At 50.4% G+C, this 24,913-nt stretch carries 21 protein-coding genes; 11 read left to right on the top strand and 10 right to left on the bottom strand.

The features are described 5' to 3' along the window. The first annotated feature begins 62 nt into the window (after positions 1 to 62). On the top strand, positions 63 to 1,775 hold the full coding sequence (locus EC840_RS09305; protein ID WP_129638317.1) for an SgrR family transcriptional regulator: 1,713 nt from the start codon (positions 63 to 65) through the stop codon (positions 1,773 to 1,775). Between the two features lie 121 nt (positions 1,776 to 1,896). Further along, positions 1,897 to 2,595 (top strand): 7-cyano-7-deazaguanine synthase QueC, encoded by a 699-nt coding sequence (gene queC / locus EC840_RS09300; protein WP_112287512.1) that lies wholly within the window; start codon positions 1,897 to 1,899, stop codon positions 2,593 to 2,595. A gap of 84 nt (positions 2,596 to 2,679) precedes the next feature. Here the strand turns inward: queC and EC840_RS09295 are convergent, their stop codons facing one another. From EC840_RS09295 to bolA, 9 genes are all read right to left on the bottom strand, one after another. Then, positions 2,680 to 3,081: a YbgC/FadM family acyl-CoA thioesterase gene (locus EC840_RS09295; RefSeq protein WP_132965057.1), complete on the bottom strand. Its 402-nt coding sequence runs from the start codon at positions 3,079 to 3,081 to the stop codon at positions 2,680 to 2,682. Positions 3,082 to 3,199: 118 nt separating this feature from the next. After that, complete coding sequence (locus EC840_RS09290; RefSeq protein ID WP_113876142.1) at positions 3,200 to 3,583, bottom strand: helix-hairpin-helix domain-containing protein; 384 nt, start codon at positions 3,581 to 3,583, stop codon at positions 3,200 to 3,202. A gap of 138 nt (positions 3,584 to 3,721) precedes the next feature. Then, positions 3,722 to 5,602 (bottom strand): peptidylprolyl isomerase, encoded by a 1,881-nt coding sequence (ppiD, locus tag EC840_RS09285; RefSeq protein ID WP_132965055.1) that lies wholly within the window; start codon positions 5,600 to 5,602, stop codon positions 3,722 to 3,724. A 165-nt stretch (positions 5,603 to 5,767) separates the two neighbouring features. Continuing rightward, entirely contained in the window at positions 5,768 to 6,043 is a 276-nt protein-coding gene (gene hupB, locus EC840_RS09280; protein WP_013576637.1) for a nucleoid-associated protein HU-beta, read from the bottom strand. A gap of 215 nt (positions 6,044 to 6,258) precedes the next feature. After that, a complete protein-coding gene (gene lon, locus EC840_RS09275) occupies positions 6,259 to 8,613 on the bottom strand; it encodes an endopeptidase La (RefSeq protein ID WP_015698322.1) in 2,355 nt (784 codons plus the stop codon). Between the two features lie 191 nt (positions 8,614 to 8,804). Further along, on the bottom strand, positions 8,805 to 10,079 hold the full coding sequence (gene clpX / locus EC840_RS09270; protein ID WP_112287508.1) for an ATP-dependent protease ATP-binding subunit ClpX: 1,275 nt from the start codon (positions 10,077 to 10,079) through the stop codon (positions 8,805 to 8,807). A gap of 205 nt (positions 10,080 to 10,284) precedes the next feature. After that, positions 10,285 to 10,908, bottom strand: a complete 624-nt coding sequence (gene clpP, locus EC840_RS09265; RefSeq protein WP_056771081.1) for an ATP-dependent Clp endopeptidase proteolytic subunit ClpP — start codon at positions 10,906 to 10,908, stop codon at positions 10,285 to 10,287. A 416-nt stretch (positions 10,909 to 11,324) separates the two neighbouring features. Further along, positions 11,325 to 12,629, bottom strand: a complete 1,305-nt coding sequence (gene tig, locus EC840_RS09260; RefSeq protein WP_112287507.1) for a trigger factor — start codon at positions 12,627 to 12,629, stop codon at positions 11,325 to 11,327. Positions 12,630 to 13,075: 446 nt separating this feature from the next. Next, entirely contained in the window at positions 13,076 to 13,390 is a 315-nt protein-coding gene (bolA, locus tag EC840_RS09250; RefSeq protein ID WP_013576642.1) for a transcriptional regulator BolA, read from the bottom strand. A gap of 342 nt (positions 13,391 to 13,732) precedes the next feature. Here bolA and EC840_RS09245 point away from each other — a divergent pair, with 342 nt between their 5' ends. The 9 genes from EC840_RS09245 (at position 13,733) to EC840_RS09205 (ending at position 24,167) form a co-directional block, all read left to right on the top strand. Then, positions 13,733 to 14,311, top strand: a complete 579-nt coding sequence (locus EC840_RS09245) for a lipoprotein (protein WP_113876144.1) — start codon at positions 13,733 to 13,735, stop codon at positions 14,309 to 14,311. Positions 14,312 to 14,457: 146 nt separating this feature from the next. Beyond that, entirely contained in the window at positions 14,458 to 15,936 is a 1,479-nt protein-coding gene (gene ampG, locus EC840_RS09240) for a muropeptide MFS transporter AmpG (protein ID WP_113876145.1), read from the top strand. Positions 15,937 to 16,368: 432 nt separating this feature from the next. Then, positions 16,369 to 17,328: a cytochrome o ubiquinol oxidase subunit II gene (gene cyoA / locus EC840_RS09235; RefSeq protein WP_112287504.1), complete on the top strand. Its 960-nt coding sequence runs from the start codon at positions 16,369 to 16,371 to the stop codon at positions 17,326 to 17,328. Between the two features lie 3 nt (positions 17,329 to 17,331). After that, positions 17,332 to 19,323, top strand: a complete 1,992-nt coding sequence (cyoB, locus tag EC840_RS09230) for a cytochrome o ubiquinol oxidase subunit I (RefSeq protein WP_113876146.1) — start codon at positions 17,332 to 17,334, stop codon at positions 19,321 to 19,323. Continuing rightward, positions 19,313 to 19,927 carry a cytochrome o ubiquinol oxidase subunit III gene (locus EC840_RS09225; RefSeq protein ID WP_013576647.1) on the top strand — a complete coding sequence of 205 codons (615 nt, stop codon included), beginning with the start codon at positions 19,313 to 19,315 and terminating at the stop codon, positions 19,925 to 19,927. Before cyoB ends, EC840_RS09225 begins: the two co-directional genes overlap by 11 nt. Further along, a complete protein-coding gene (locus EC840_RS09220; RefSeq protein WP_013576648.1) occupies positions 19,927 to 20,259 on the top strand; it encodes a cytochrome o ubiquinol oxidase subunit IV in 333 nt (110 codons plus the stop codon). The genes EC840_RS09225 and EC840_RS09220 overlap by 1 nt, the downstream gene beginning before the upstream one ends. 18 nt (positions 20,260 to 20,277) lie before the next feature. After that, positions 20,278 to 21,162, top strand: coding sequence for a heme o synthase (cyoE, locus tag EC840_RS09215; protein ID WP_112287502.1), 885 nt, complete (start codon positions 20,278 to 20,280; stop codon positions 21,160 to 21,162). 172 nt (positions 21,163 to 21,334) lie between these two features. Next, the gene (locus EC840_RS09210; RefSeq protein WP_113876147.1) at positions 21,335 to 22,699 is read left to right on the top strand and encodes an MFS transporter; all 1,365 of its coding nucleotides are present in this window, start codon (positions 21,335 to 21,337) and stop codon (positions 22,697 to 22,699) included. 169 nt (positions 22,700 to 22,868) lie between these two features. Next, the gene (locus EC840_RS09205) at positions 22,869 to 24,167 is read left to right on the top strand and encodes a Gfo/Idh/MocA family oxidoreductase (protein ID WP_132965053.1); all 1,299 of its coding nucleotides are present in this window, start codon (positions 22,869 to 22,871) and stop codon (positions 24,165 to 24,167) included. Between the two features lie 78 nt (positions 24,168 to 24,245). Here the strand turns inward: EC840_RS09205 and EC840_RS09200 are convergent, their stop codons facing one another. After that, on the bottom strand, positions 24,246 to 24,737 hold the full coding sequence (locus tag EC840_RS09200; protein WP_132965051.1) for a YajQ family cyclic di-GMP-binding protein: 492 nt from the start codon (positions 24,735 to 24,737) through the stop codon (positions 24,246 to 24,248). Between the last annotated feature and the right edge of the window lie 176 nt (positions 24,738 to 24,913).

Below are 24,913 nucleotides of genomic sequence, written 5' to 3'. Positions count from 1 at the left end.
TCCTGAACAAACGATATGCTGAACAAACAAGTTAACCTGAAAAATAAGGTTCCGTATTTATCATGCGCCTGCAAAACCGCCTTAATCAATTCCAGCGTCTGCATCTCAAAACCGGATCGTTTCCGGTTCAGCTTACTGTGGCAGAACTGGCAGACATTTTTTGCTGTAGCGAACGCCATACGCGAACTTTACTTACTCATTTTCAAGATGCGGGCTGGATTGAATGGAAATCACAGGCTGGCCGCGGTAAACGCGCCTCGCTCTGCTGCCTGAGAACACCCGAAGATCTGCGCGGCTCCTATTTACAGGAATTACTGATTAACGGTGAACATTCTGCGGCACTGCAATTAAGCCAGCTGGATCCCACACACCTCAATGCCCTGCTGGCACCGCATCTTGGCGGACAATGGCAGGAAGACGCCCCCACATTACGCATACCTTATTACCGCCCTCTCCAGCCTTTGGATCCTCTGACCCTGACCGGGCGGGCGGAGCAGCATCTCGCCCACACCATTCATGCGGGTCTGACGCGTTATATTCCGGGAAACTCTGCGCCACAGCCTGATCTGGCACATCACTGGCAGGTCAGTAACAATGGCAAAACCTGGCAGTTTTTTCTGCGCAGTCAGTTGTTCTGGCATAACGGCGAGCCGCTTAAAACAGCACAACTGATGGCGCGGTTCCAGCAGCTAAAAAATTCGTCACGCGGCAAACACAATCTGGCGTCCGTCACCCGACTGTCGCAGCCTCACGCGCTATGCCTGCAATTTGATCTCGATAAACCCGATTACTGGCTGGCACATCGTTTTGCCGATCTCAATTGCCTGCTTTCGCACCCTGAAGATCCGCACATTGGTGCCGGACCTTTCCGCCTGACCACGTTTTCCCCTGAGCTGGTCCGGCTGGAGCAACACACGTTGTATACGCTGCAACATCCTTATCTGGCGGCGATTGAGTTTTGGATCACGCCACAACTGTTTGCTCAGAAGAACAATGTCAGCTGTCAGCATCCGGTCAGGATCATTCTTGGCGAGCAAGAAGAATTATCGCGGGTAAAACCGGTAAGACGCAGCACCAGCCTGGGGTTTTGCTATATCGCCGCCAATCTCCGGCGCGGTGTGTTAAATGAGGCGCAGGCGCGGAAAATTGTTAGTCTGATCCAGCGCAGCGGCATGTTAAATAATTTGCCTATCGATCATGACCTGGTGAAATCCAGCAAAGAAATGCTGCCGGGCTGGCCAATTCCTTTGCATGATGATGCGGATGTTCTGCTGCCGGAAAAACTGACATTGCTGTTTCATCCGCCGGTTGAATTTGAGCTGGTAGCACAGGCGCTAAAAGAACGGCTGGCGGAAGAAGGTTGTCGGCTTGAGATTGGTTACCATGCTGGCAGGCTCTGGGAGGACGATGCGTTGCTCCGCTCAGCCGATCTTCTGCTCGGGGACCGCCTGATTGGTGAATCGCCCGAAGCATCGCTTGAAAACTGGCTACAGCAAGACCCGCTCTGGCCGGGGATCCTGCGCGATGAAGATTATGCGTGTCAGCAACAGCGCCTGGAAGTGATTCAGCAAATCCCGCAGGAAAACCGTCGTTCGGATGAGCTTCGCGATCATTTCTTTAAATGGATGAAATCAGGCATCGTGACACCCTTGTTTAATTATCAATATCAGGTCAGTGCGCCACCGCGTATCAGCGGAGTTCAGCTTACGGCCTGGGGCTGGTTCGATTTTAGTCAGGCCTGGGTTCCGCCGCCCCTGCAGGATGAAAATGCGTGAAGGAGCTGTTTCACTACACTCTTTCACTACACTCTGGCACTAAAGAAAAGTAACATTAGGGCAGTTTTACTGTCCGGCGGGCAGTGAATTCAGATAATGGTTTCAACAACAGGTAATCAGAATGAAAAGAGCAGTGGTAGTTTTTAGCGGCGGACAAGATTCAACAACCTGTCTGATTCAGGCTCTGAAGCAATATGACGAAGTCCACTGCGTCACGTTCGATTATGGTCAGCGCCATCGTGCTGAAATTGAAATCGCACAGAAATTATCAGTGGAACTTGGCGCCCGTGCGCACAAGGTGCTGGATGTTGGCTTGTTAAATGAACTGGCCGTCAGCAGCCTGACCCGCGATAACATTCCGGTGCCTAACTTTGGGGATGAAAATAACGGCGGCCTGCCAAGCACTTTCGTTCCAGGTCGTAATATTTTATTCCTGACACTGGCAGCAATTTACGCTTATCAGATCCAGGCTGAAGCGGTGATCACCGGGGTTTGTGAAACAGATTTCTCCGGTTATCCGGATTGCCGTGATGAGTTCGTGAAGGCGCTGAACACGGCCGTTTCGCTCGGTCTGGCACGCGATGTCCGTTTTGAAACGCCGCTGATGTGGCTGAATAAAGCCGAAACCTGGGCGCTGGCTGATTATTATCAGCAACTGGATCTGGTCCGCCATAAAACGCTGACCTGTTATAACGGCATTGCCGGTGATGGCTGTGGCGAATGTGCGGCCTGTCATTTGCGCGCCAACGGTTTGCAGCAATTTCAGCAGGATAAAACAGGCGTGATGAACAGCCTGAAGCAGAAAACCGGTCTGCGCTGATTAAGCAGACGTCAGAAGCAAAGCGGGTGGCCATCAGACCACCCGTTTTCTATTAATCAGCATGTTTATCAGTACTTAGCCGAATCAGTCGTTTTCCAGCTCCAGTTCACGTAATCGCTCCAGCAACTCACCTTCCAGCGGCAACGCCTTTTGCGTACGCAAGTCGATACAGACAAACGTCAGCGTCGCATCGGCAACCACTTCGCCCTCACAGGTCACAACCTGTTCCAGCACACCACTGCGTCCGTTTAATTGCTGCATGCTGCTGTCAATGCGCAACACATCGCCAAGCACTGCGGGTTTGCGATAATTGATGTTGATATTTACCACGATAAACGCGATTTTATTTTTGCTCATCCACTGGAAACCCGACTGATTATCGAGCCATTCCCAGCGGGCAGTTTCGAGGAATTCAAGATAGCGCGCATTGTTGACGTGCTGATAGACGTCGATATGAAAGCCGCGAACTTTGATAAAGGTGTGCATAGTGGTTAAAAAACTCCTGATAGTCGTCTGAGGCATACAACCAAACTGGTCAGATGTCTTTAGAGATTAGCAGAAGAAAACGGCGGCAACCGTTGAGGGTTTACCGCCGCGACATCCGTCACAATTTCAGACGGTCCTTGTTACGTTCAAATAATGCAGCACCAATTCCCGGTACTTCGCGCAGTTGTTCCACATCGGTAAACTGCCCAAGTTCTTCGCGATAGCTGATGATGGCCTGCGCCTTCTTCATCCCTACCCCGTTCATCACCTTGGCAAATTCCTCTGCTGTCGCAGTGTTGATACTGACAGTACTTTCATCTGTAACCGCAACCTGCTCCTTTTTCACTTGCGGGCCTGAGACTTTACCTGCAGCCGTTACCGGCGCTGCCGTGGTAGTCGCCACAGGGCTGGTGGCATTGGGTGCCGCGTGTAACATAACGGGCAGAGTAGAAAGCCCCAGTGCCAGAGCCAACGAAAGTGATGTAATGCCTAATTTTTTCATGCTGTATCCTCCATGTGTTTGACAGCACGGAGAGAGTGCATCAGGCAGGAAAATCGAACAACGGGCAAGTTTCAAATATGGAAAAGGCCGCGAAAGCGGCCTTTGTTTGTTGCAACGCGTTGCAAAACTTTGCGGCGTTTACTGGTTTTGTGCAGCTGAACCGTATTTGATTTTCGCTTCCTGACGCAGATTAGTCAGCAAGGCATCAAAGGTTACGTTCGAGGAGGTTTGTTGCATCTCCTGATTGAAACGCGCGATATCCGCTTCAGGAACGACACCCGGCGTCACAGTATTCAGTTTAACCAGCACGCTGTTGCCTTTATTGTCCTGAGTCAGACCATAAACTGGCTGGTCTTTCTGAGGATGTGGCAACGCGTAGACGTTAGATTCAAACGCAGAAGGCTGCTGACTGCGCTGGACTTTCTGCACAGCACCGAAGCTCAGACCTGCCGCTTTCATCGCGTCATCGCCTTTGCCGTCTTTCAGAGCGGTCAGAAGTTTTTCGCCATCCATCCGTGCCTGATCTTGTGCTTTCTGGCGTTTAACCAGCGTCGTCACCTGATCTTTCACTTCAGCAAAAGGTTTCACGCCTTCCGCTTTATGCGCTTCTACACGAACCACAAAGGCGCGATCGCCATCGACAGTAATGATATCGGAGTTACTGCCCGGAGAACCGTCCTGACCAATCAGACCGCCATCAAAGATCGCCTGAACGACAGGTTTGAAGTTGATGCCAGCAGGAATTTGGTTTTGGGTAAACCAGTCGGTATGCACCGCTTTAGTTCCTGCAACTTCTTCGGCTGAAGTCAGAGATTCATTGTCATTAGTTGCGGCTTCGCTGACTTTCTGTTGCAGCGCGTAGTAAGCATCCAGTGATTTTTCCTGCTTAAGCTTGTCAGTGATCGCGTTACGGACAGCCGCTAACGGTTTGACCTGCTCAGGCGTCACGTCATCAAGGCGCAGGATGAAGAAACCGCTGTCAGATTTAATCACGCCGGAAACCTGACCTTTAGCCGTCAGATTAGCGTTCTTAAATTCTGGCAATGTGGTTTCAGGTTCCATCCAGCCCAAATCACCACCCTGTTTAGCGCTCAGGGCATCGGTAGATTTAGTCTTAGCCAGTTCGGCAAAGTCAGTCCCTTTTTTCAGCTCGGCGGCAACCGCGTCGGCATCAGCCTGTGATTTAAGGACAATGACGCTGTAACGGCGACGTTCAGGCTGACCAAACTCACTTTTGTGCTGATCGTAATAGGCGCTGATATCAGCATCTGTCACTTCAGTTTTGCCCTGCATGGCCGCGGCATCCATTTCGATGTAGCTGACTTTTACCTGCTCAGGGGAAATAAAGCTGTTTTTGTTCTGGTCGTAGAAAGCCTGTAACTCTGCGTCAGTGACCTGCTGTTTAGCAGCCAGCGCATCGGTATCAAGAGTGGCGGTTTGTACTTCACGAACCTGCAGAAGCAGTGCAGCCAATGATTTGCTTTCTACCGGCAAAACGAAATCTGACTGGCCGTAAGCCTGCTCAAGTTGCTGACTGATAAGCTGCTGTTTCATCAACTGCGCAAAATTATCCGCGCTGTATCCCATGCTCTGGATACTTTGCAGATATTTGGCGTTATCAAAACGGCCATCAGTCTGGAATTGTGGGGTGGCAAAAATCGCGTCTTTGATCTGCTGATCGCTGACGGCAATACCCAATTTTTTGGAATACTGATCCAGCAAAGTGACGTCAATCAGATTGCTCAGGGATTCCTGACGCAGTTGCTGCATGTAACCGTCACTGCCCGCCAGTTCAGAGAACTGATCGCCAAGTTGCTGCTGCAACCGGTTACGCTGGTTCTGCACAGCCTGCTCTAACTGAGCCCGACCGATTTCCTGACCATTCACTTTCGCTGCATAGTCGCCTGAACCGCCGACCAGGTAGTTGCCCACCCCTGTCAAAATAAAGGACAGAATAATCAGGGCCAGAATGATTTTGAGCACGACGTTGTTGGAAGCCGCGCGTAAATTGTCCATCATAGTGAGGCAACACTCCGCTGTAATAAAAAAAGCGCATCGTTCTCGATGCGCCTTGTATCTTACCTTACCAGCCCGATGACGTCAGGTTATTGTTTAACAACCAGACCTGAATGAAAAAGCATCAGTGATGCGCCTCACACGGTTATAACGTCAGCTTGCAGATAATTAGCCGTTAACGGCATCTTTCAGCGCTTTACCTGCACGGAAGCCAGGTACTTTGGCTGCTGCAATGCTGATTTCTTTACCGGTCTGTGGGTTACGACCAGTACGTGCTGAACGTTCACGCACGGAGAAAGTACCGAAGCCTACCAGAGCTACTTCATCCCCCGCTTTCAGGGTGTCAGTGACAGATGCAAGAACAGCATCTAAAACACGTCCCGCTGCGGCTTTAGAAATATCAGCACCGGCAGCAATTTTGTCGATCAATTGTGACTTATTCACTCTTATCATCCCCTCTTAATTTCGTTCATCACGCCGCATTTTCCCTGCAGACGTGACCGCGCTGCTGTTATATCAATCTTGTCAGAGCGATGCAAGCGACTGAAAGCAGCCTGAAACCCTTTGACCGTTGACTACGTTAACGGCACAAAAAAAAGCTGGCAAGTGAGATTTCACCTGCCAGCCTGAGTTTTATTCAACTGTGTAAGCTGATGTCACTATTTTGCTGCCACCGGCAGTGCGCCGTAAGCCGGATTTTGCAATGCGATGTTCAGAACATCATCAATGCGTTTTACCGGGTGGATCTCAAGATCTGCCAGCACGTTTGCCGGAATTTCTTCCAGATCGCGTTTGTTGTCATCCGGGATCAGAACCACTTTGATGCCACCACGATGGGCTGCGAGCAGTTTTTCTTTCAGACCGCCAATTGGCAGAACCAGACCACGCAAAGTGATTTCACCTGTCATCGCAACATCCGCACGAACCGGGTTACCCGTCAGACAAGACACCAGCGCAGTACACATTGCGATACCGGCACTCGGACCATCTTTCGGCGTTGCCCCTTCTGGTACGTGAACGTGAATATCGCGTTTTTCGTAGAAGTCAGGGTTGATACCCAGTTTGTCAGCACGTGAACGCACAACGGTCAGCGCGGCCTGAATGGATTCCTGCATCACTTCACCCAGAGAACCGGTGTAAGTCAGCTTACCTTTGCCCGGTACGCAGGCCGTTTCGATGGTCAGCAATTCGCCGCCCACTTCGGTCCACGCCAGACCAGTGACCTGGCCCACACGGTTTTCGGTATCAGCACGGCCATAATCGACCTTCTGCACGCCGAGGAAATCTTTCAGGTTGTCGCCGTTGATTTCAATGTGCTTGATGTTTTTATCCATCAGCAATTGTTTAACTGCTTTTCGGCAAAGTTTAGACAACTCACGTTCTAAACTACGCACACCCGCTTCACGGGTATAGAAACGGATAATGCCGATAATTGCACTGTCATCTACCGTCAGTTCGTTCTTCTTAAGCGCGTTACGCTCAAGCTGCTTCGGCAGCAAATGCTGTTTGGCGATGTTCAGTTTTTCATCTTCGGTATAGCCCGAAAGACGGATCACTTCCATACGGTCAAGCAGCGGAGCCGGGATATTCATCGAGTTCGAGGTCGCCACAAACATCACATCTGACAGGTCGTAATCGACTTCCAGATAGTGATCGTTAAACGCCACGTTCTGTTCCGGATCCAACACTTCCAGAAGAGCAGAAGCGGGATCACCACGCATGTCCGATGACATCTTGTCGATTTCATCAAGCAGGAACAGCGGGTTTTTAACCCCGACTTTCGCCATTTTCTGGATCAGTTTGCCTGGCATGGAACCGATATAGGTACGACGGTGACCGCGGATTTCCGCTTCATCACGGACGCCACCCAGCGCCATACGTACATACTGACGGCCAGTCGCACGTGCGATTGACTGACCCAGTGAGGTTTTACCCACACCCGGAGGCCCGACCAGACACAGGATTGGCCCTTTAATTTTGCTGACACGACTCTGTACTGCGAGGTATTCCAGAATGCGGTCTTTGACACGCTCCAGACCATAGTGGTCAGTATCCAGAACTTCCTGCGCTTTGAGCAGGTCTTTTTTCACTTTGCTGCGGGCATTCCATGGCACCTGAAGCATCCAGTCGATATATCCACGGACAACCGTGGCTTCGGCGGACATTGGCGACATCATTTTCAGCTTTTGCAGCTCAGCTTCGGTTTTTTCACGCGCATCTTTCGGCATTTTGGCCGCTTCGATTTTGCGTTTCAGCGCCTCATGCTCGTCAGGCGTATCGTCCATTTCGCCAAGTTCTTTCTGAATCGCTTTCATTTGCTCATTCAGATAGTACTCGCGCTGGCTTTTTTCCATCTGTTTTTTGACACGGTTACGGATGCGTTTCTCAACCTGTAACAGGTCGATTTCCGATTCCATCATCGCCATCAGATATTCAAGACGCTCGGTGATATCAAACATTTCCAGCACGGATTGTTTGTCAGCGAGTTTCAATGGCATATGCGCAGCGATGGTGTCAGCCAGACGTGCAGCATCTTCAATACTGTTCAGCGAAGTCAGCACTTCCGGCGGGATCTTTTTGTTCAGCTTGATGTAGCCTTCAAACTGATTAATCGCAGTACGCACCAGAACTTCCTGCTCGCGTTCATCCACGGCCGGAGATTCAAGATATTCCGCCTGGGCAGCAAAATGCTCGCCACTGTCAGAAAGTGTCGTAATACGCGCACGTTGTAACCCTTCCACCAGCACTTTGACCGTGCCGTCCGGGAGCTTCAGCATTTGTAATATTGAGGCAACCGTACCCACGGAGAAGAGGTCATTAACGCCCGGCTCATCTGTTGAAGCTTCTTTCTGCGCCACCAGCATGATTTTTTTGTCGTGATCCATCGCAGCTTCGAGGCACCGAATCGATTTTTCCCTGCCAACAAACAACGGGATCACCATGTGCGGATAAACCACCACATCGCGCAAAGGCAATACGGGGATTTCTATGCGTTCAGAACGCTCAGGGTTCATAGAGCTCTCTCTTAGTTTAGCTTCCGCCAGGTTAAGGAAATCTCGTGAAACACGAGTCAGACGGGTTTCAGCAAGTCGTTAACTGAGTATATGGGGATGAATGTCTGACATTCAACGATAAGAATGTGCGAAAAAAAAATGGGGGACAAAATCCCCCATTTCATGGCTAACTCTCTGGATAGATTGGCTAATTATTCGCCAGATGCCTGTTGTGCTTCTGGTTTGCCATAAATCATCAGAGGTTCTGACTGGCCCGCAATCACGGACTCATCAATCACCACTTTTTCGACATCTTCGAGAGACGGCAGATCATACATAGTGTCCAGCAATGCGGCTTCTACGATGGAACGCAGACCACGGGCACCGGTTTTACGGACCATGGCTTTTTTCGCAATCGCAACCAGCGCTTCATCGCGGAATTCCAGTTCAACGCCTTCCAGATTGAACAATGCCTGATATTGCTTAGTCAGGGCATTTTTCGGCTCTTTCAGAATCTGAATCAGAGCTTCTTCGTTCAGCTCGCTCAGGGTCGCTACCACGGGCAGACGGCCGATGAACTCAGGGATCAGACCAAATTTGATCAAATCTTCTGGTTCAGCCTGCGCCAGCAACTGACCTTCGGTCGCTTTCTGTTCTTTGCCTTTCACTTCTGCACCAAAACCGATACCGGTATTGGTGTTGATACGCTGACCAATCACTTTATCCAGACCGGCAAATGCGCCGCCACAGATAAAGAGGATTTTCGATGTATCAACTTGCAGGAATTCTTGCTGTGGATGCTTACGTCCGCCTTGCGGTGGAACGGCAGCCACTGTGCCTTCAATCAGTTTCAGCAGCGCTTGCTGAACACCTTCGCCCGACACGTCACGCGTGATAGACGGGTTGTCAGATTTGCGGGAAATCTTATCGATTTCATCAATGTAAACAATGCCGCGTTGCGCTTTCTGTACGTCGTAGTCACATTTCTGCAACAGCTTCTGGATAATATTTTCGACGTCTTCACCAACGTAACCCGCTTCGGTCAGCGTGGTAGCATCAGCCATCGTAAATGGCACATCCAGGAAACGCGCCAGGGTTTCAGCCAGCAGCGTTTTACCGCTACCGGTTGGCCCGATCAGCAGAATGTTGCTCTTGCCTAATTCGATACCGTTGCTGGTATCGCCATTACGCAGGCGCTTGTAGTGGTTGTACACAGCCACAGCCAGCACTTTTTTCGCAGGTTCCTGGCCGATGACATAATCGTCAAGGTGCTGACGGATTTCATGCGGCGTCGGTAATGCACTGCGTTCACGGTGTGGCGCGACTTCTTTGATCTCTTCGCGAATAATGTCATTACATAAATCGACACATTCATCGCAGATATACACTGACGGCCCGGCAATCAGCTTACGCACTTCATGCTGGCTTTTGCCGCAAAAAGAGCAGTACAGCAGCTTTCCTGAACCGTCTTTGCGCTTATCTGTCATCAGTAAACCTCTTCTCTAGTATCAGTCCCGCAGCGTAACAAGAACACCACGGCACGACCATATTACACAACAGCCGCATGATTGGCTGATGTCTGTTCATTCCTGTTATGACTCATGGCAGGCAGGTTTTGCTTAATACAAAACCTGCCGTTGAGACATCCGTATGAGTATAACTATAGACCATCAGCCCGGCAGAAATAAGCCGTCAGGCGCGATGGGTAAATACGGAATCCACTAACCCGTACTGTACAGCCTCATCAGCAGACAGGAAACGGTCACGCTCAGTGTCACGCTCTATTTCTTCAAGAGTTTTACCCGTATGTTTCGCCATCAGCTCATTCATACGTGATTTCACTTTGAGAATTTCTTTTGCGTGGATTTCGATGTCCGTCGCCTGGCCCTGGAAACCGCCCAGTGGCTGGTGGATCATCACGCGTGAGTTTGGCAGACAGAAACGTTTGCCCTCTGCACCGGCGGTCAACAGGAATGCCCCCATTGAACAAGCCTGCCCCATACAAATGGTGCTGACGTCCGGTTTGATAAACTGCATGGTGTCATAAATCGACATACCGGCAGTGATCACACCACCCGGTGAGTTGATATAAAGATAAATGTCTTTTTCCGGACTTTCTGCTTCCAGAAACAGCATCTGGGCAACAATCAGGTTAGCCATATGGTCTTCAACCTGACCTGTCAGGAAGATGATGCGTTCCTTAAGCAGACGGGAGAAGATGTCGTATGAACGTTCGCCCCGTGAAGTTTGCTCAACCACCATGGGTACCAACGCCATGTTTGGTGCAAATTGCTCTCTTTCACCACTGTATGACATAACCGTCTCCTAATAGATTCTGTTTGGCGCTCTTTAAAACCGATTCTACTTGAGATAGGCACACATGACTATGCTCAAGCGGCCAAGTCGCCATTTACACGCCTGACGGTCGTTATCAGTCAGATTTTAACTACAAATTTACCTGGGTTCGTTCTTATCAATTGGGGGATTTAGCCCCTTTTTTCAAGCCTGCAGGAATATTTCTTTTTCTCACGCTGTCCTGAACCGGTGAAAGCCATTCTGGATGAGGCCAGTGTGAGGTTTCTACGTGGGCTGTGCCTTATAGTGATAAATATAGTGCAAAAACAACAGTCAAAAACAAAAAACACCTGATTTTCAGCAAATAAAAAGCCCGCAGTAAAAACTGCGGGCCTGAGAAGCGAACCTGTAAACAGGTTCAGCAACGTGCAATTAACTTATGCAGGTTGAGTCTGGTTCATCAGCTCAGTAAAGGTAGTGGCTTTTTCAGTCACTTTCGCTTTAGACAACAGAGTTTCGACCGCTTGTTCTTCCAGAGCGACGTTACGCATGTTGTTCATCAGCTCTTTGTTTTTGCTGTAGAACTCAACAACTTCTTGTGGATCTTCGTACGCAGAAGCCATTTCTTCGATCAGCGCTTTAACGCGATCTTCGTCAGCTTTCAGTTCGTGCTGGCTGATCACTTCACCCAGCAGCAGACCAACAACGACGCGACGTTTAGCTTGCTCTTCGAACAACTCACGTGGCAGTTCCAGCGCTTGTTTTTCGTTGCCGCCGAAACGTTGTGCAGCCTGACGACGCAGAACATCTACTTCGCCGTCGATCAGTGCAGCTGGCACGTCGATTTCGTTAGCGCTGACCAGACCGTCGATTGCCTGAGTTTTGATGCGGTTACGAACAGCACCTTTCAGCTCGCGTTCCATGTTTTTACGCACTTCAGCGCGCAGACCTTCAACAGAACCATCAGCCACGCCGAAACGTTTGATGAATTCTGGCGTCAGTTCTGGCAGTTCACGCTCTTCAACTTTCTTCAGAGTGATCGCGAACTTAGCTGCTTTACCTTTCAGGTTTTCAGCGTGGTAGTCTTCCGGGAAGTTCACGTCGATTGTGAATTCTTCACCCGCTTTGTGACCGACCAGACCTTCTTCGAAGCCTGGGATCATGCGGCCCTGGCCCATAGCCAGTACGAAATCAGAGGCTTTGCCGCCTTCGAAATCTTCACCGTCGATAGAACCGGAGAAATCAACGGTTACGCGGTCTTCAGCAGTGGCTGCAGCGTCAGTTTCTTTCCAGTCAGCTTGTTGCTTACGCAGAGTTTCCAGCATGGTATCAACATCAGCGTCGTTAACTTCAACAACAGGTTTTTCAACTTCGATGTTTTCCAGATCTTTCAGCTCAACTTCCGGGTACACTTCGAATTCTACGGAGAAATTGAAGTCTTCACCTTGCTTGTACTCACCCGGGATATAGTTAGGTGCGCCAGCCGGATTGATTTTTTCTTTGATGATCGCATCAACGAAATTGCGTTGCATCAGATCACCCAGCACGTCCTGACGTACTGACGCGCCGTAACGCTGTTCGATGATGTGGCTTGGTACTTTGCCTTTACGGAAGCCGTCAATACGTACTTTTTTAGAGACGTTGATCAGTTCACTGCTCACTGCTTTTTCAATGCTTTCAGCAGGAACAGTAATCGTTACGCGGCGCCCAAGGCCTTGAGTGGTTTCAACAGAAACTTGCATCTTGTTACCTCAAAAAAAAATCACAGTGCTCGGTCAACTCCAGAAGTCGTTCTCAAGATGAGAAGCAGCATCGAGTGCGCGAACTTACCTTGAAAACGACTTCTAAGAACCGGGACAGTTCTGTATCAGAACGTAGCCCTGTATTCGAGAGCGTCCGAAACCATTCCGGAAAAATTAGACGCGACATTATAGCGACGCAGACGCATTGAGTCGAGGACGGTATCTGTTACGCGGGAGGAAACTCACACGGGAATCGATCCATCGAAAAAAGCGGTCATTGCAAAGGCATTTCGCCTTGCCGTCTGTCCGTCAGAAGAAAAACAAAAACGGCCCGCGGGCCGTTTCTTGAAATTCGCATCTACTAATACCGCATCTGACAAGGAAAGTTCCAGTTTTACCGTCTCAAATGCCGATATTTATGCCTTTTTTGAATCAAATCGTGACGATTACGCCATTGTGCCCGCGCCGCGACAAGGCGGAGAGGCCGGAACCGTATCCTGCAAACCTTCCCATTCTTTCAGGGTGTAAGTATGCAGTGCCAGTGCATGAACGCTGCCCGCCAGCTCTTCGGTTAATCTTCCATAAATTGCACGATGACGCGCCAGGAAACGCTCGCCGATAAACTTATCGGACACCATGACGACTTTAAAATGGCTCTCGGAGCCTGCCGGGACATTATGACGATAGCTTTCGTCAGTCACTTCCAGAAACGCAGGTTCGAATGCTTCAACTAATTTTGCTTCTATTTGCTCACGAATCATAGCAATCTCCTTACACCGCATCAGCTGAGAACTGCGTCTGTCTGGTACTTCTATCTCTCTATAATGATAGGCTGTTTTCCGGACTCTATGCATGTCAGAACAATAAATTTCTGCTGCAGATTGATAAAAACGCCGCTCAGCCTGTCAAAGCTGATTCTGTCAAAGAAAGTGCTGTTCCGCCACGGATGATGAATGTCATCCGCAGGTTAACGACTTCTTTGCTGAAAAAAAGCGCAAAAAAGACGTTTTCCGGATTTTTGGGACTTCCCCCGGAAAATGGCAATGTTATGATGTCGGCAAAATTTTGAGCACTATTCCCTTATTAATATTGAGAAAATACACATGCTAAAGAAAATTATTTTCCCGGTTCTGGCGATGTTGATGCTGGCAGGCTGTGCCACCAGCACTAACACGCTGGACGTTTCTCCGAAAATTGTATTGCCTTCACAGGATCCTACCCTCCAGGGCATCACCATCAGCATCAACGGTGCTGACCAGCGTCAGGATCAGGCACTGGCAAAAGTTAACCGTGACGGCCAGCTGATTTCCCTTACGCCTTCCCGTGACCTGCGTTTCCTGCTGCAGGAATCTCTGGAGAAACAAATGACCGCCCGTGGTTACATGGTCGGTGCTGACGGCGCTGTGGATCTGCAAATCGTGGTGAACAATCTGTATGCAGATGTTCAGGAAGGTAACCTGCGTTATAACATCACCACTAAAGCCGATATCTCTATCATTGCAACGGCTAAAAATGGCAGCAAACAGGTGAAAAACTACCGCTCGACGTACAACGTTCAGGGCGCACTGTCTGCGACTAACGCGAAAATCACCAATGCGGTTAACACCACTCTGGGTGATGTCATCAGCGACATGGCCTCAGATACCAGCATCAGCGACTTCATCAAAGCTAACGCGCGATAAGTTTCTGCTGTAAGAGTGAACACTTCTGCCCGGCTTGTCCGGGCAGAATGCTTTCTGAGGCAAGTGATTGTCTTTCCCGATAAGCATCCCTTCCTTTATTATGCGTATGCGCCACTCTCTCACCGGTACGCAGGAACACAATTTTAATGAAAGGTCAGTATTTCAAGATTTTCACGCAGCGTAATACCGTCATTTTACTGCTTCTGGGCTTTGCTTCCGGCTTACCGCTGGCGCTGACATCCGGCACATTGCAGGCATGGATGACAGTGGAAAACGTCGATCTGAAAACCATCGGGATTTTCTCGCTGGTCGGTCAGGCTTACGTTTTTAAATTCCTGTGGTCACCAATGATGGACCGCTATACGCCCTCTTTCCTCGGGCGCAGACGCGGCTGGCTGATACTGACGCAACTCCTGCTGGTGGTGGCGATTTTCGCGATGGGATTTATGGATCCCTCCAAAGATTTATTTTGGCTGGCGTCGCTGGCAGTGCTGATAGCCTTCGCTTCTGCGTCGCAGGACATCGTTTTCGACGCCTACAAAACTGATTTATTGCCACCGGAAGAGCGCGGGAACGGCGCGGCGGTTTCCGTACTGGGCTACCGGCTGGCGATGCTGGTATCCGGCGGACTGGCCTTATGGCTGGCAGACCGTTATCTCGGCTGGCAGCACATGTACTGGCTGATGTCAGGTCTGATGCTGACTGGCGTTATCGCCACCCTGCTGTCGCCGGAACCTGAAAACTCGCAACCGGCTCCGCGTACCCTAGAAATGGCGGTCGTCGCACCGCTGAAAGACTTCTTTGGCCGTAATAATGCCTGGCTGATTTTACTACTTATCGTGATGTACAAAATGGGCGATGCATTCGCAGGCAGCCTGAGCACCACATTTTTGATCCGCGGCGTCGGATTTGATGCCGGAGAAGTCGGACTGGTAAATAAAACGCTCGGTCTGGCGGCCACAATTTTTGGCGCCCTGCTGGGCGGGATGCTGATGCAACGTCTGAGCCTGTTCCGCGCACTGATGCTGTTCGGGATTTTGCAGGCTGTATCCAATGCGGGTTACTGGATCCTTGCCGTTACAGATAAAGATTTGATCACCATGGGCACGGCGATTTTCTTCGAAAATCTTTGCGGGGGGATGGGGACGGCGGCCTTTGTCGCATTGCTGATGACGTTGTGTAACCGCTCGTTTTCTGCCACGCAGTTTGCGTTGCTTTCTGCGCTATCAGCCGTGGGCCGTGTATATGTCGGGCCGATTGCAGGCTGGTTTGTGGAAGCCTATGGCTGGCCGTGGTTTTATCTTTTCTCGATTGTGGCGGCGGTCCCCGGTTTACTGCTGCTGGCGGTTTGCAGACAGACGCTGGAATACACTCAAAGCACCGACAGCTTCCTGCCACGCGTTCACTTTGCAAAATCCTACAGGTGGGCGCTGCGTTTTCTGCTGACAGGAAGCGTGCTGCTGATCCTGTGGCTGGTCACACTGATTGCCGACAGTATGGGCTGGGCTTCCTGGCAAGCTCTGGCGACAGTTTTGCTGGAAACCGGCGCATTTATATGTCTGACTGGTGTTATTTTAGGCAGTCTGCTCGACTTTTTATCTCTGCGCCGTACCGCACGTTCATGATTTGCCGCCATTCATTTGAAATGAGTGGCGCATTCATTTAACAACTGATCAATAAATATCACTCAACAATTTAAATTCAGAAAAAATAATATTCGCGGGGATAATTTTTCTCCGCCGCTTTTTGTTGATTTTATTTCACTCGTTTTAAACATTAATTTAACATTAATTAAACCTATCGATCGGATATCGGCCGGCAATAATATTGAGAAAATCTGTCACCCCTTGTTTTTCATCACTATAGAAAAAAATCTATACGCAACATATTGTTGCCCACTGTAAATTGTCACGATCCGTGACATGTGTGACTGCGTTAACATAAAGTGTCAACAGCGGCTTGACACTTGTTTAAGCGTGTTTACAGTCCTGCAACCTTCCCGTAAAATGCCCGCACACCTGAAGCGACAATAGAGCCCTAGTTATTGAGGTCGTTAGATGAGACTTAAGAAATACAATAAAAGTATTGGGATGTTGTCCTTATTTGCTTCCGCGTTATTGTTGAGCGGTTGCAATACGGCATTGATGGATCCCAAGGGAGCAATTGGACTCGAGCAGAGAACGCTGATTTTAACCGCTATCGGTTTAATGCTGATCGTTGTTATACCAGTTATTATCATGGCGTTTGCCTTTGCGTGGAAGTATCGTGCTTCCAACACAAAAGCAAAATACAGTCCTGATTGGTCCCACTCCAACAAGATTGAAGCCGTCGTCTGGACAGTTCCAATTATTATCATTGCCATCCTGGCAACGATAACCTGGAAAACCACCCACTCGCTTGACCCGTTCAAGCCTATCGTGACTGACGAAAAACCGATGACGGTTGAAGTCGTTTCTCTGGACTGGAAATGGTTGTTCATTTATCCGGAACAGGGGATCGCTACCGTTAACGAACTCGTCATTCCTAAAGATGTGCCGGTTCAGTTCAAAGTCACTTCTGACTCTGTGATGAACTCGTTCTTTATTCCTCAGTTAGGCGGGCAGATTTATGCGATGGCCGGTATGCAGACTCAGTTGCATTTGATTGCAAATGAAGCCGGTACCTACAAGGGCATCTCAGCAAGCTTCAGCGGCCGCGGTTTCTCTGGCATGAAGTTCAACACGATTGCGACTCCAACCCGTGCCGATTTCGACACCTGGGTAGCGAAAGTGAAAAGCGCACCGAACCAACTGGCAACCACTGATGACTTCAACAAACTGGCTGCACAGAGTATCGACAACCCGGTCGAATACTTCTCTGTTGCAAAACCTGGTTTGTTCAAAGAAATCATTGGCAAATACTCCATGCATGACATGAAGGCAGCGCCAGAAGGTCACACCATGCCAATGCCAGCAGGCAGCGACATGAAAGGCATGGATATGGGTGGACAGTCTCACGCAGCCGGAGCCGAGGAATAAACGATGTTCGGAAAATTAACGCTTGATTCGGTTCCGTATCATGAACCGATTATCATGGTCACAGTTGCCGCGATTATCATTGGTGGTCTGGCAGTCCTTGCCGGCATCACCTATTTCGGTAAGTGGAAGTATCTGTGGACCGAGTGGCTGACGTCTGTCGACCACAAAAAATTAGGTATCATGTATATCATTCTGGCCTTCGTCATGCTTCTGCGTGGCTTTGCCGATGCCATCATGATGCGTAGCCAGCAGGTTCTTGCTTCTGCAGGTGAACCGGGCTTCCTGCCGCCTCATCACTACGACCAAATCTTCACCGCGCACGGCGTAATCATGATCTTCTTCATGGCGATGCCTTTCGTAATCGGTCTGATGAACGTGGTTGTTCCTTTGCAAATCGGTGCGCGCGACGTTGCGTTCCCGTTCCTGAACAACGTGAGCTTCTGGTTTACCGCCGCTGCTGTTGTGTTGATCAACATCTCTCTGGGTGTGGGTGAATTCGCACAGACCGGCTGGTTGGCCTATCCGCCACTGTCAGGTAAGGAATACAGTCCGGGGGTCGGGGTAGATTACTGGATCTGGAGTCTCCAGATATCCGGTGTCGGTACCTTGCTGACCGGTGTTAACTTCTTTGCGACCATCCTGAAGATGCGCGCTCCTGGTATGCCGCTGATGAAAATGCCGGTATTTACCTGGGCCGCACTGTGCACCAACGTGTTGATTATCGTGTCCTTCCCGATCCTGACCGTGACTGTTGCACTGCTGACTTTAGACCGTTATCTGGGCACCCATTTCTTCACGAATGATATGGGCGGCAACATGATGATGTACATCAACCTGATTTGGGCCTGGGGCCATCCGGAAGTGTACATTTTGGTTCTGCCAGTATTTGGTGTGTTCTCAGAAGTTACCGCAACGTTCTCCAAAAAACGTCTGTTCGGTTACACCTCGCTGGTATGGGCAACCATCGCCATCACCGTGTTGTCGTTCATCGTTTGGCTGCACCACTTCTTCACCATGGGTTCAGGCGCAAACGTCAATGCCTTCTTCGGCATCATGACGATGATCATTTCTATCCCGACCGGGGTAAAAATCTTCAACTGGCTGTTCACCATGTATCAGGGCCGTATCACGCTGAATGCAGCGATGCTGTGGACCGTTGGCTTCATCATCACCTTCTCTGTGGGTGGTATGACCGGCGTTCTGCTGGCGGTTCCGGGTGCTGACTTCGTGCTGCACAACAGCCTGTTCCTGATTGCCCACTTCCATAACGTAATCATCGGTGGTGTGGTCTTCGGTTGCTTCGCAGGTCTGACTTACTGGTTCCCTAAATCCTTCGGCTTCACGCTGAACGAAAAATGGGGTGTGCGTTCATTCTGGTTCTGGATCATCGGTTTCTTCGTTGCGTTCATGCCACTGTACGTACTGGGCTTCATGGGTATGACCCGTCGTGTCAGCCAGAACATCGATCCTGAGTTCCACCCGCTGCTGGTTGTTGCGGCATGCGGTGCTGCACTGATTGCCTGCGGTATCCTCTGCCAGCTGATCATGATCTTCGTTTCCGTTCGCGACCGCGACCAGAACCGTGATCTGACCGGTGACCCATGGGGCGCACGTACTCTGGAGTGGTCAACCTCTTCTCCTCCTCCGTTCTACAACTTCGCTATCGTGCCGCAAATTCACGACCGCGATGAGTTCTGGGACATGAAAGAGAAAGGTACCGCTTACAAGCAGCCTGCTAAATATGAACCGATTCATATGCCACGTAACAGCGGCGCCGGTTTCATCATCGCTATGCTGAGTCTGGTTTGTGGTTTCGCTTTAATCTGGGATATCTGGTGGCTGGCAGCAGTGAGCTTCATTGCGCTGGTTGTGACCTGGATTGCGAAAAGCTTCGACGAAGATGTTGATTACTACGTGCCAGTTGAAGAAGTGGAACGTATTGAAAACCAACATTATGAACAAATCCGTAAAGCAGGTGTGAAACATGGCAACTGATACTCTGACTCACCACGATGAGGCCCATGCTGAGCATGGGCACCACGACGCAGGTGCAACCAAAGTCTTCGGCTTCTGGATCTACCTGATGAGTGACTGCATCTTGTTTGCGAGCCTGTTCGCAACGTATGCAGTACTGGTAAACGGGACCGCTGGCGGTCCCTCTGGTAAAGACATTTTTGAACTGCCGTTCGTGCTGGTAGAAACCTTCTGCCTGCTGTTCAGTAGTATCACTTACGGCTTTGCGATGCTGGGCATGAACAAAGGCAACAAAGCGGCTGTTAACGGCTGGTTGTTCCTGACTTTCCTGTTCGGTTTAGGCTTCATCGGGATGGAACTCTATGAATTCCATCACCTGATTGCTGAAGGCTATGGCCCGCAACGCAGTGGTTTCCTGTCTGGCTTCTTTGCGCTGGTCGCCACCCACGGTCTGCACGTGACCTGTGGTCTGATTTGGATCCTGACTATGATGGTTCAGGTTTCACGTCGCGGTCTGACTGAAGTCAACAAAACCCGTCTGATGTGTCTGAGCCTGTTCTGGCACTTCCTGGACGTGGTGTGGATCTGCGTGTTTACCGTTGTTTATCTGATGGGAGCGATGTAATGAGTCATTCTGCTACTTCCCATGGTGGCGCAAGCCACGGCAGCCTGAAGTCATACGCTATTGGCTTCATCTTGTCGGTTATCCTGACGGTGATCCCGTTTGCCATGGTCATGACCGACACGGCATCACATTCACTGATCCTGGGTACCGTGGTTGCGTCCGCAATCATCCAGATCGTTGTCCATCTGGTGTTCTTCCTGCACATGAATACGTCGTCGGAAGAGCGCTGGAACCTGGTGGCACTTCTGTTCACCGCTGTGATTATCTTTATCGTCGTTGTGGGCTCATTGTGGATTATGTATAACCTCAACCTCAATATGATGGTCAGTTAAAGAGCCGAGCTGCACGTGATGATTAAGCAATACCTGCAAGTAACGAAACCAGGAATTATTTTCGGCAACTTAATTTCTGTCATCGGGGGATTCCTCCTTGCTGCCAAAGGCAGCATCGACTTCCCACTCTTTCTCGCCACGCTGGTGGGTGTTTCGCTGGTTGTCGCATCGGGTTGTGTATTTAACAACTTTATCGACCGCGACATCGACCGGATCATGGAAAGAACGAAGAACCGGGTCCTGGTGAAAGGGCTTATTCCGCCGAAAACAAGCCTGGTTTACGCGACCATTCTGGGTATTGCGGGCTTTGCGTTGTTGTATATCGGAGCAAATCCGCTGGCGATGTGGCTGGCAGTGATGGGCTTTGTGGTTTATGTCGGCGTTTACAGCCTGTACATGAAGCGCAACTCGGTATACGGCACGTTGATCGGCAGCTTGTCTGGCGCAGCGCCACCGGTTATCGGTTACTGCGCCGTTTCAGGCCAGTTCGATACCGGTGCCCTGATCCTGCTTCTGATCTTCAGCCTGTGGCAGATGCCGCATTCGTACGCGATTGCCATCTTCCGCTTTAAAGATTATCAGGCAGCAGGCATCCCGGTTCTGCCAGTGGTGAAAGGCATCTCCGTCGCCAAGCATCATATTATCGTCTACATTCTGGCGTTTATGATTGCGACGCTGATGCTGACCCTGAGCGGGTACGCAGGTTATAAATACCTGGTTGTGGCCGCCGCTGTCAGTATCTGGTGGCTGGGCATGGCACTGAAAGGTTACAAAACGGAAAACGACGTGGTGTGGGCAAGAAAACTGTTTGGTTTCTCCATCATCACTATCATGTCGCTGAGCTTCATGATGTCCGTGGATTTTAATTCTGCACCGACATCGTTGCTGACCTACGTTTGGTAACATTCAATTTCAGTGTAACGCTCTGAAATCATAGCGAAAGGCCAGTAGCAATACTGGCCTTTTCTTTTGCTCTTTCAGTCAGACCACTCCCGTAATATCTGCTAAAGATCCATCGTTTTACCCAGGCCGGCTTAATCATTAAAATGTCGGATTGTTATTTTGAGGTAGTAATGTGAACGATAACCAGATGACCCCGCAGGAAAGTCGGGCTACATGGGGACTAGGGACAGTATTTTCTTTACGCATGCTCGGCATGTTCATGGTTCTGCCGGTGCTGACCACCTATGGCATGAAACTCTCCGGCGCCAGCGAAACGCTTATCGGCATCGCTATCGGTATTTACGGACTGGCACAGGCCGTTTTCCAGATCCCATTTGGACTGCTTTCTGATCGCGTTGGCCGCAAACCCCTGATCGTCTTTGGTCTGGTCATCTTCTGTATCGGCAGCATTGTGGCTGCTTCAACCGAATCTATCTGGGGCGTGATCATTGGTCGTGCCCTGCAAGGCTCCGGCGCGATTGCCGCCGCCGTGATGGCCCTGCTTTCTGACCTGACCCGCGAACAAAACCGCACCAAAGCGATGGCTTTCATCGGCATCAGCTTCGGCATTACCTTTGCGATTGCGATGGTACTCGGCCCGATCATCACCCACGCCTGGGGTTTACACGCCCTGTTCTGGGCGATCGCGGTACTGACTATTCTCGGCATCATTATTACCGTTGCCGTGGTGCCCTCCCCTGCCACTCACATTCTCAATCGTGAATCGAGCATGGTGAAAGGCAGCTTTGGCAAAGTGCTGAGCAACGCCAAACTGCTCAAACTCAACTTCGGCATTCTGTGTTTGCACGTTTTGCTGATGTCGAGTTTTGTGGTGTTACCGCAAGTCATGGAACACGCCGGATTCCCGCCTAGTGAACACTGGCGTGTGTATCTGGTGACCATGCTGACCTCATTCGTCGCCGTCATTCCGGTGATTATCTATGCCGAGAAAAAACGCCACATGAAACAGGTATTCATGGGCTGCGTCGCGGTACTGCTGCTGGCGGAAATCGTGCTGTGGTCGGCGGGTCTGCATTTATGGGCGGTCATTGCAGGTATCCAGCTGTTCTTCCTGGCGTTCAACGTCATGGAAGCGATTCTGCCGTCGCTTATCAGTAAAGAATCACCGGCAGGCTACAAAGGCACCGCAATGGGACTTTACTCCACCAGCCAGTTTATCGGCGTGGCGATTGGCGGCAGTTTAGGCGGTTATGTTTACGGACACGCCGGTGCTGGTGCGGTATTCCTGGTCTGTGCAGCGATTGCCGTTGTCTGGTTGGTGGTCAGTTCCACCATGACCGAACCGCCGTATGTCAGCAGCCTGCGCATTACCTTGTCTGAACTGGCGGTGAAAGATTCCGCCCTGCAGGCACGCATTCTCGCCCAGCCAGGCGTGGCAGAAGCCGTTGTCGTACCGGAAGAATTCAGTGCATACGTGAAGGTCGATACCAAACAGACCAACCGCAAAGCCCTTGAGCAACTGGTCAGCGCTGCCTGACGCGCTATGACGTAATAAACGCTGTGCCTGCAAACTGGCACAGCGTTTCAATTTTATCCCCACCGCGTGACTCCCCTCACTTAAAAAACCTCAGTAATCATTATCCTCAAGAATTCCTTAACAAAAATTTTTGTCAGTGATGACGGCTTTCGGGCCTATTGAGGATCTCATGAAAACATATGCTCTCGTTGGCACCGGCGGACGCTCAGGTTTATACATTGAAGCGATCACCGGCAAATACCGCCACAACGCAAAATTTGTGGCCTTCTGTGATACAAACCAGACGCGAATGGATTATGCGAATCGCCAGCTTGAGCAAAGCGGCATCGCCCGGGTATCGACCTGGAAAGCCGCTGATTTCTCTGCGATGCTCGACGAGACTAAACCGGACATTGTGATCGTCACCAGCATGGATCGTACGCACGACGATTACATCGTCCGCGCCCTGCACGCGGGGTGCGACGTCATAACTGAGAAGCCGATGACCATTGATGAGCCGCGCGCGCTGCGTATTCTTGATGCCGTCGATGCCACCGGCTATCAGGTGCGCGTGGCGTTTAACTATCGCTACGCACCGCATCACAGCAAAATGCGCGAACTGCTGATGCAGGACACCATTGGTGAAGTGCTGTCTGTGCATTTTGAATGGCTGCTCAATACCGAACACGGTGCAGATTATTTTCGCCGCTGGCACCGTGAGAAACGCAATTCCGGCGGCCTGCTGGTACACAAATCCACTCACCATTTCGACCTGATGAACTTCTGGCTGAACAGCACGCCGGAGAAAGTTTATGCTCAGGGCGACCTGCGGTTTTACGGCAAAGAGAATGCGGAGAAACGCGGCGTTACTCAGTTTTATCCACGCGCGCAGGGTTATCCGCAGGCGCAGAACGATCCGTTTGCGCTGCATATGGAAGACAACGCCCAGCTCAAAGCGCTGTATCTGGATGCCGAGCATGAGGATAACTATTTCCGCGACCAGAGCGTGTTCAGCGACGGGATCAACATTGAAGATACGCTGTCGGTGTTGGTGAAATATCAGAACAAAGTCCAGCTGACTTACTCGCTGAATGCGTATCTGCCGTGGGAAGGACTGAATGTGGTATTTAACGGCACCCAGGGCCGCATTGAAATGAAAATCGTCGAAATGTCTTACGTGAATGCCGGTGGCAAACGCGAAAATGAAGGCAGTATCGAGAAAGCAGAAATCACGGTTTTCCCGTTATTTGCAGAGCCCTGGAAAGCTGAATTCCAGATGGGAGAAGGCGGTCACGGCGGCGGCGATAATGCCATGCTGGAAGACCTGTTCGGCGAGCGCAAAGACGATCCGTTAAAACGCGCTGCCGATCACCGCGCAGGTGCGATGTCGATCCTGACGGGGATCGCCGGAAACCTCTCTATGCAGCACGACAAACCGATCTATTTTAAAGACTTCGAACTGGTGAAAAGACTGCGCCAGCGGAAGTAAAGGCTATAAAAAAGGGACGCACAGCGTCCCTTTAAAAACCGCTAGCCAACGCATCTGCAGCGCGAAGTACGAAGGCTATTAGTCGCGGAAGTTTTTGAACTGGAAGGGCTGGCCCAAATCGCCATTACGGATCAACGCCATTACGGCCTGCAAATCATCACGTGCTTTGCCGGTGACGCGCACTTCGTCACCCTGCACCTGCGCCTGAACTTTGATTTTACTGTCTTTAATCAGCTTGACGATTTTCTTCGCCAGCGCAGATTCAATACCAGAATGCAGTTTAGCTTCAACGCTGTATGTTTTACCGCTGTGATCCATCTGCTCAGGAATTTCCAGCGCACCACCTTCGATACCACGTTTGGCTAGCTTCTCACGCAGAATATCGACCAGCTGGTTTACCTGGAAATCAGATTCACTGGCGACTTTGATACTCTCGTTTTTCTCGTTGAGATCGAAGCTGGCAGGAATGTTGCGGAAATCCCAGCGGGTTTGCAGTTCACGGCTGGCATTTTCCACGGCATTGCGCACTTCCTGCATGTCGATTTCGGAAACAATGTCAAAAGACGGCATAATCGCTTCTCCCTGTAGTTTTTGTATTGCACGTTATATGGCGTGCATAATACCGCCTTCAACCGTCGATGCCAAACAACACCAAAACACCGAACATAAAATGCCCCGATGGTCAAAAAGTGCAGGTGAAAATGTGATCTACAGCACGAATGTCTATACTAATAAGATAACCGGAC

Source organism: Rahnella sp. JUb53 (assembly GCF_004346065.1).
Classification (GTDB): Bacteria; Pseudomonadota; Gammaproteobacteria; order Enterobacterales; family Enterobacteriaceae; genus Rahnella; species Rahnella variigena.
Note: the sequence above shows the minus strand (reverse complement) of the source record. Positions and strands in the feature narration are given on the sequence as shown.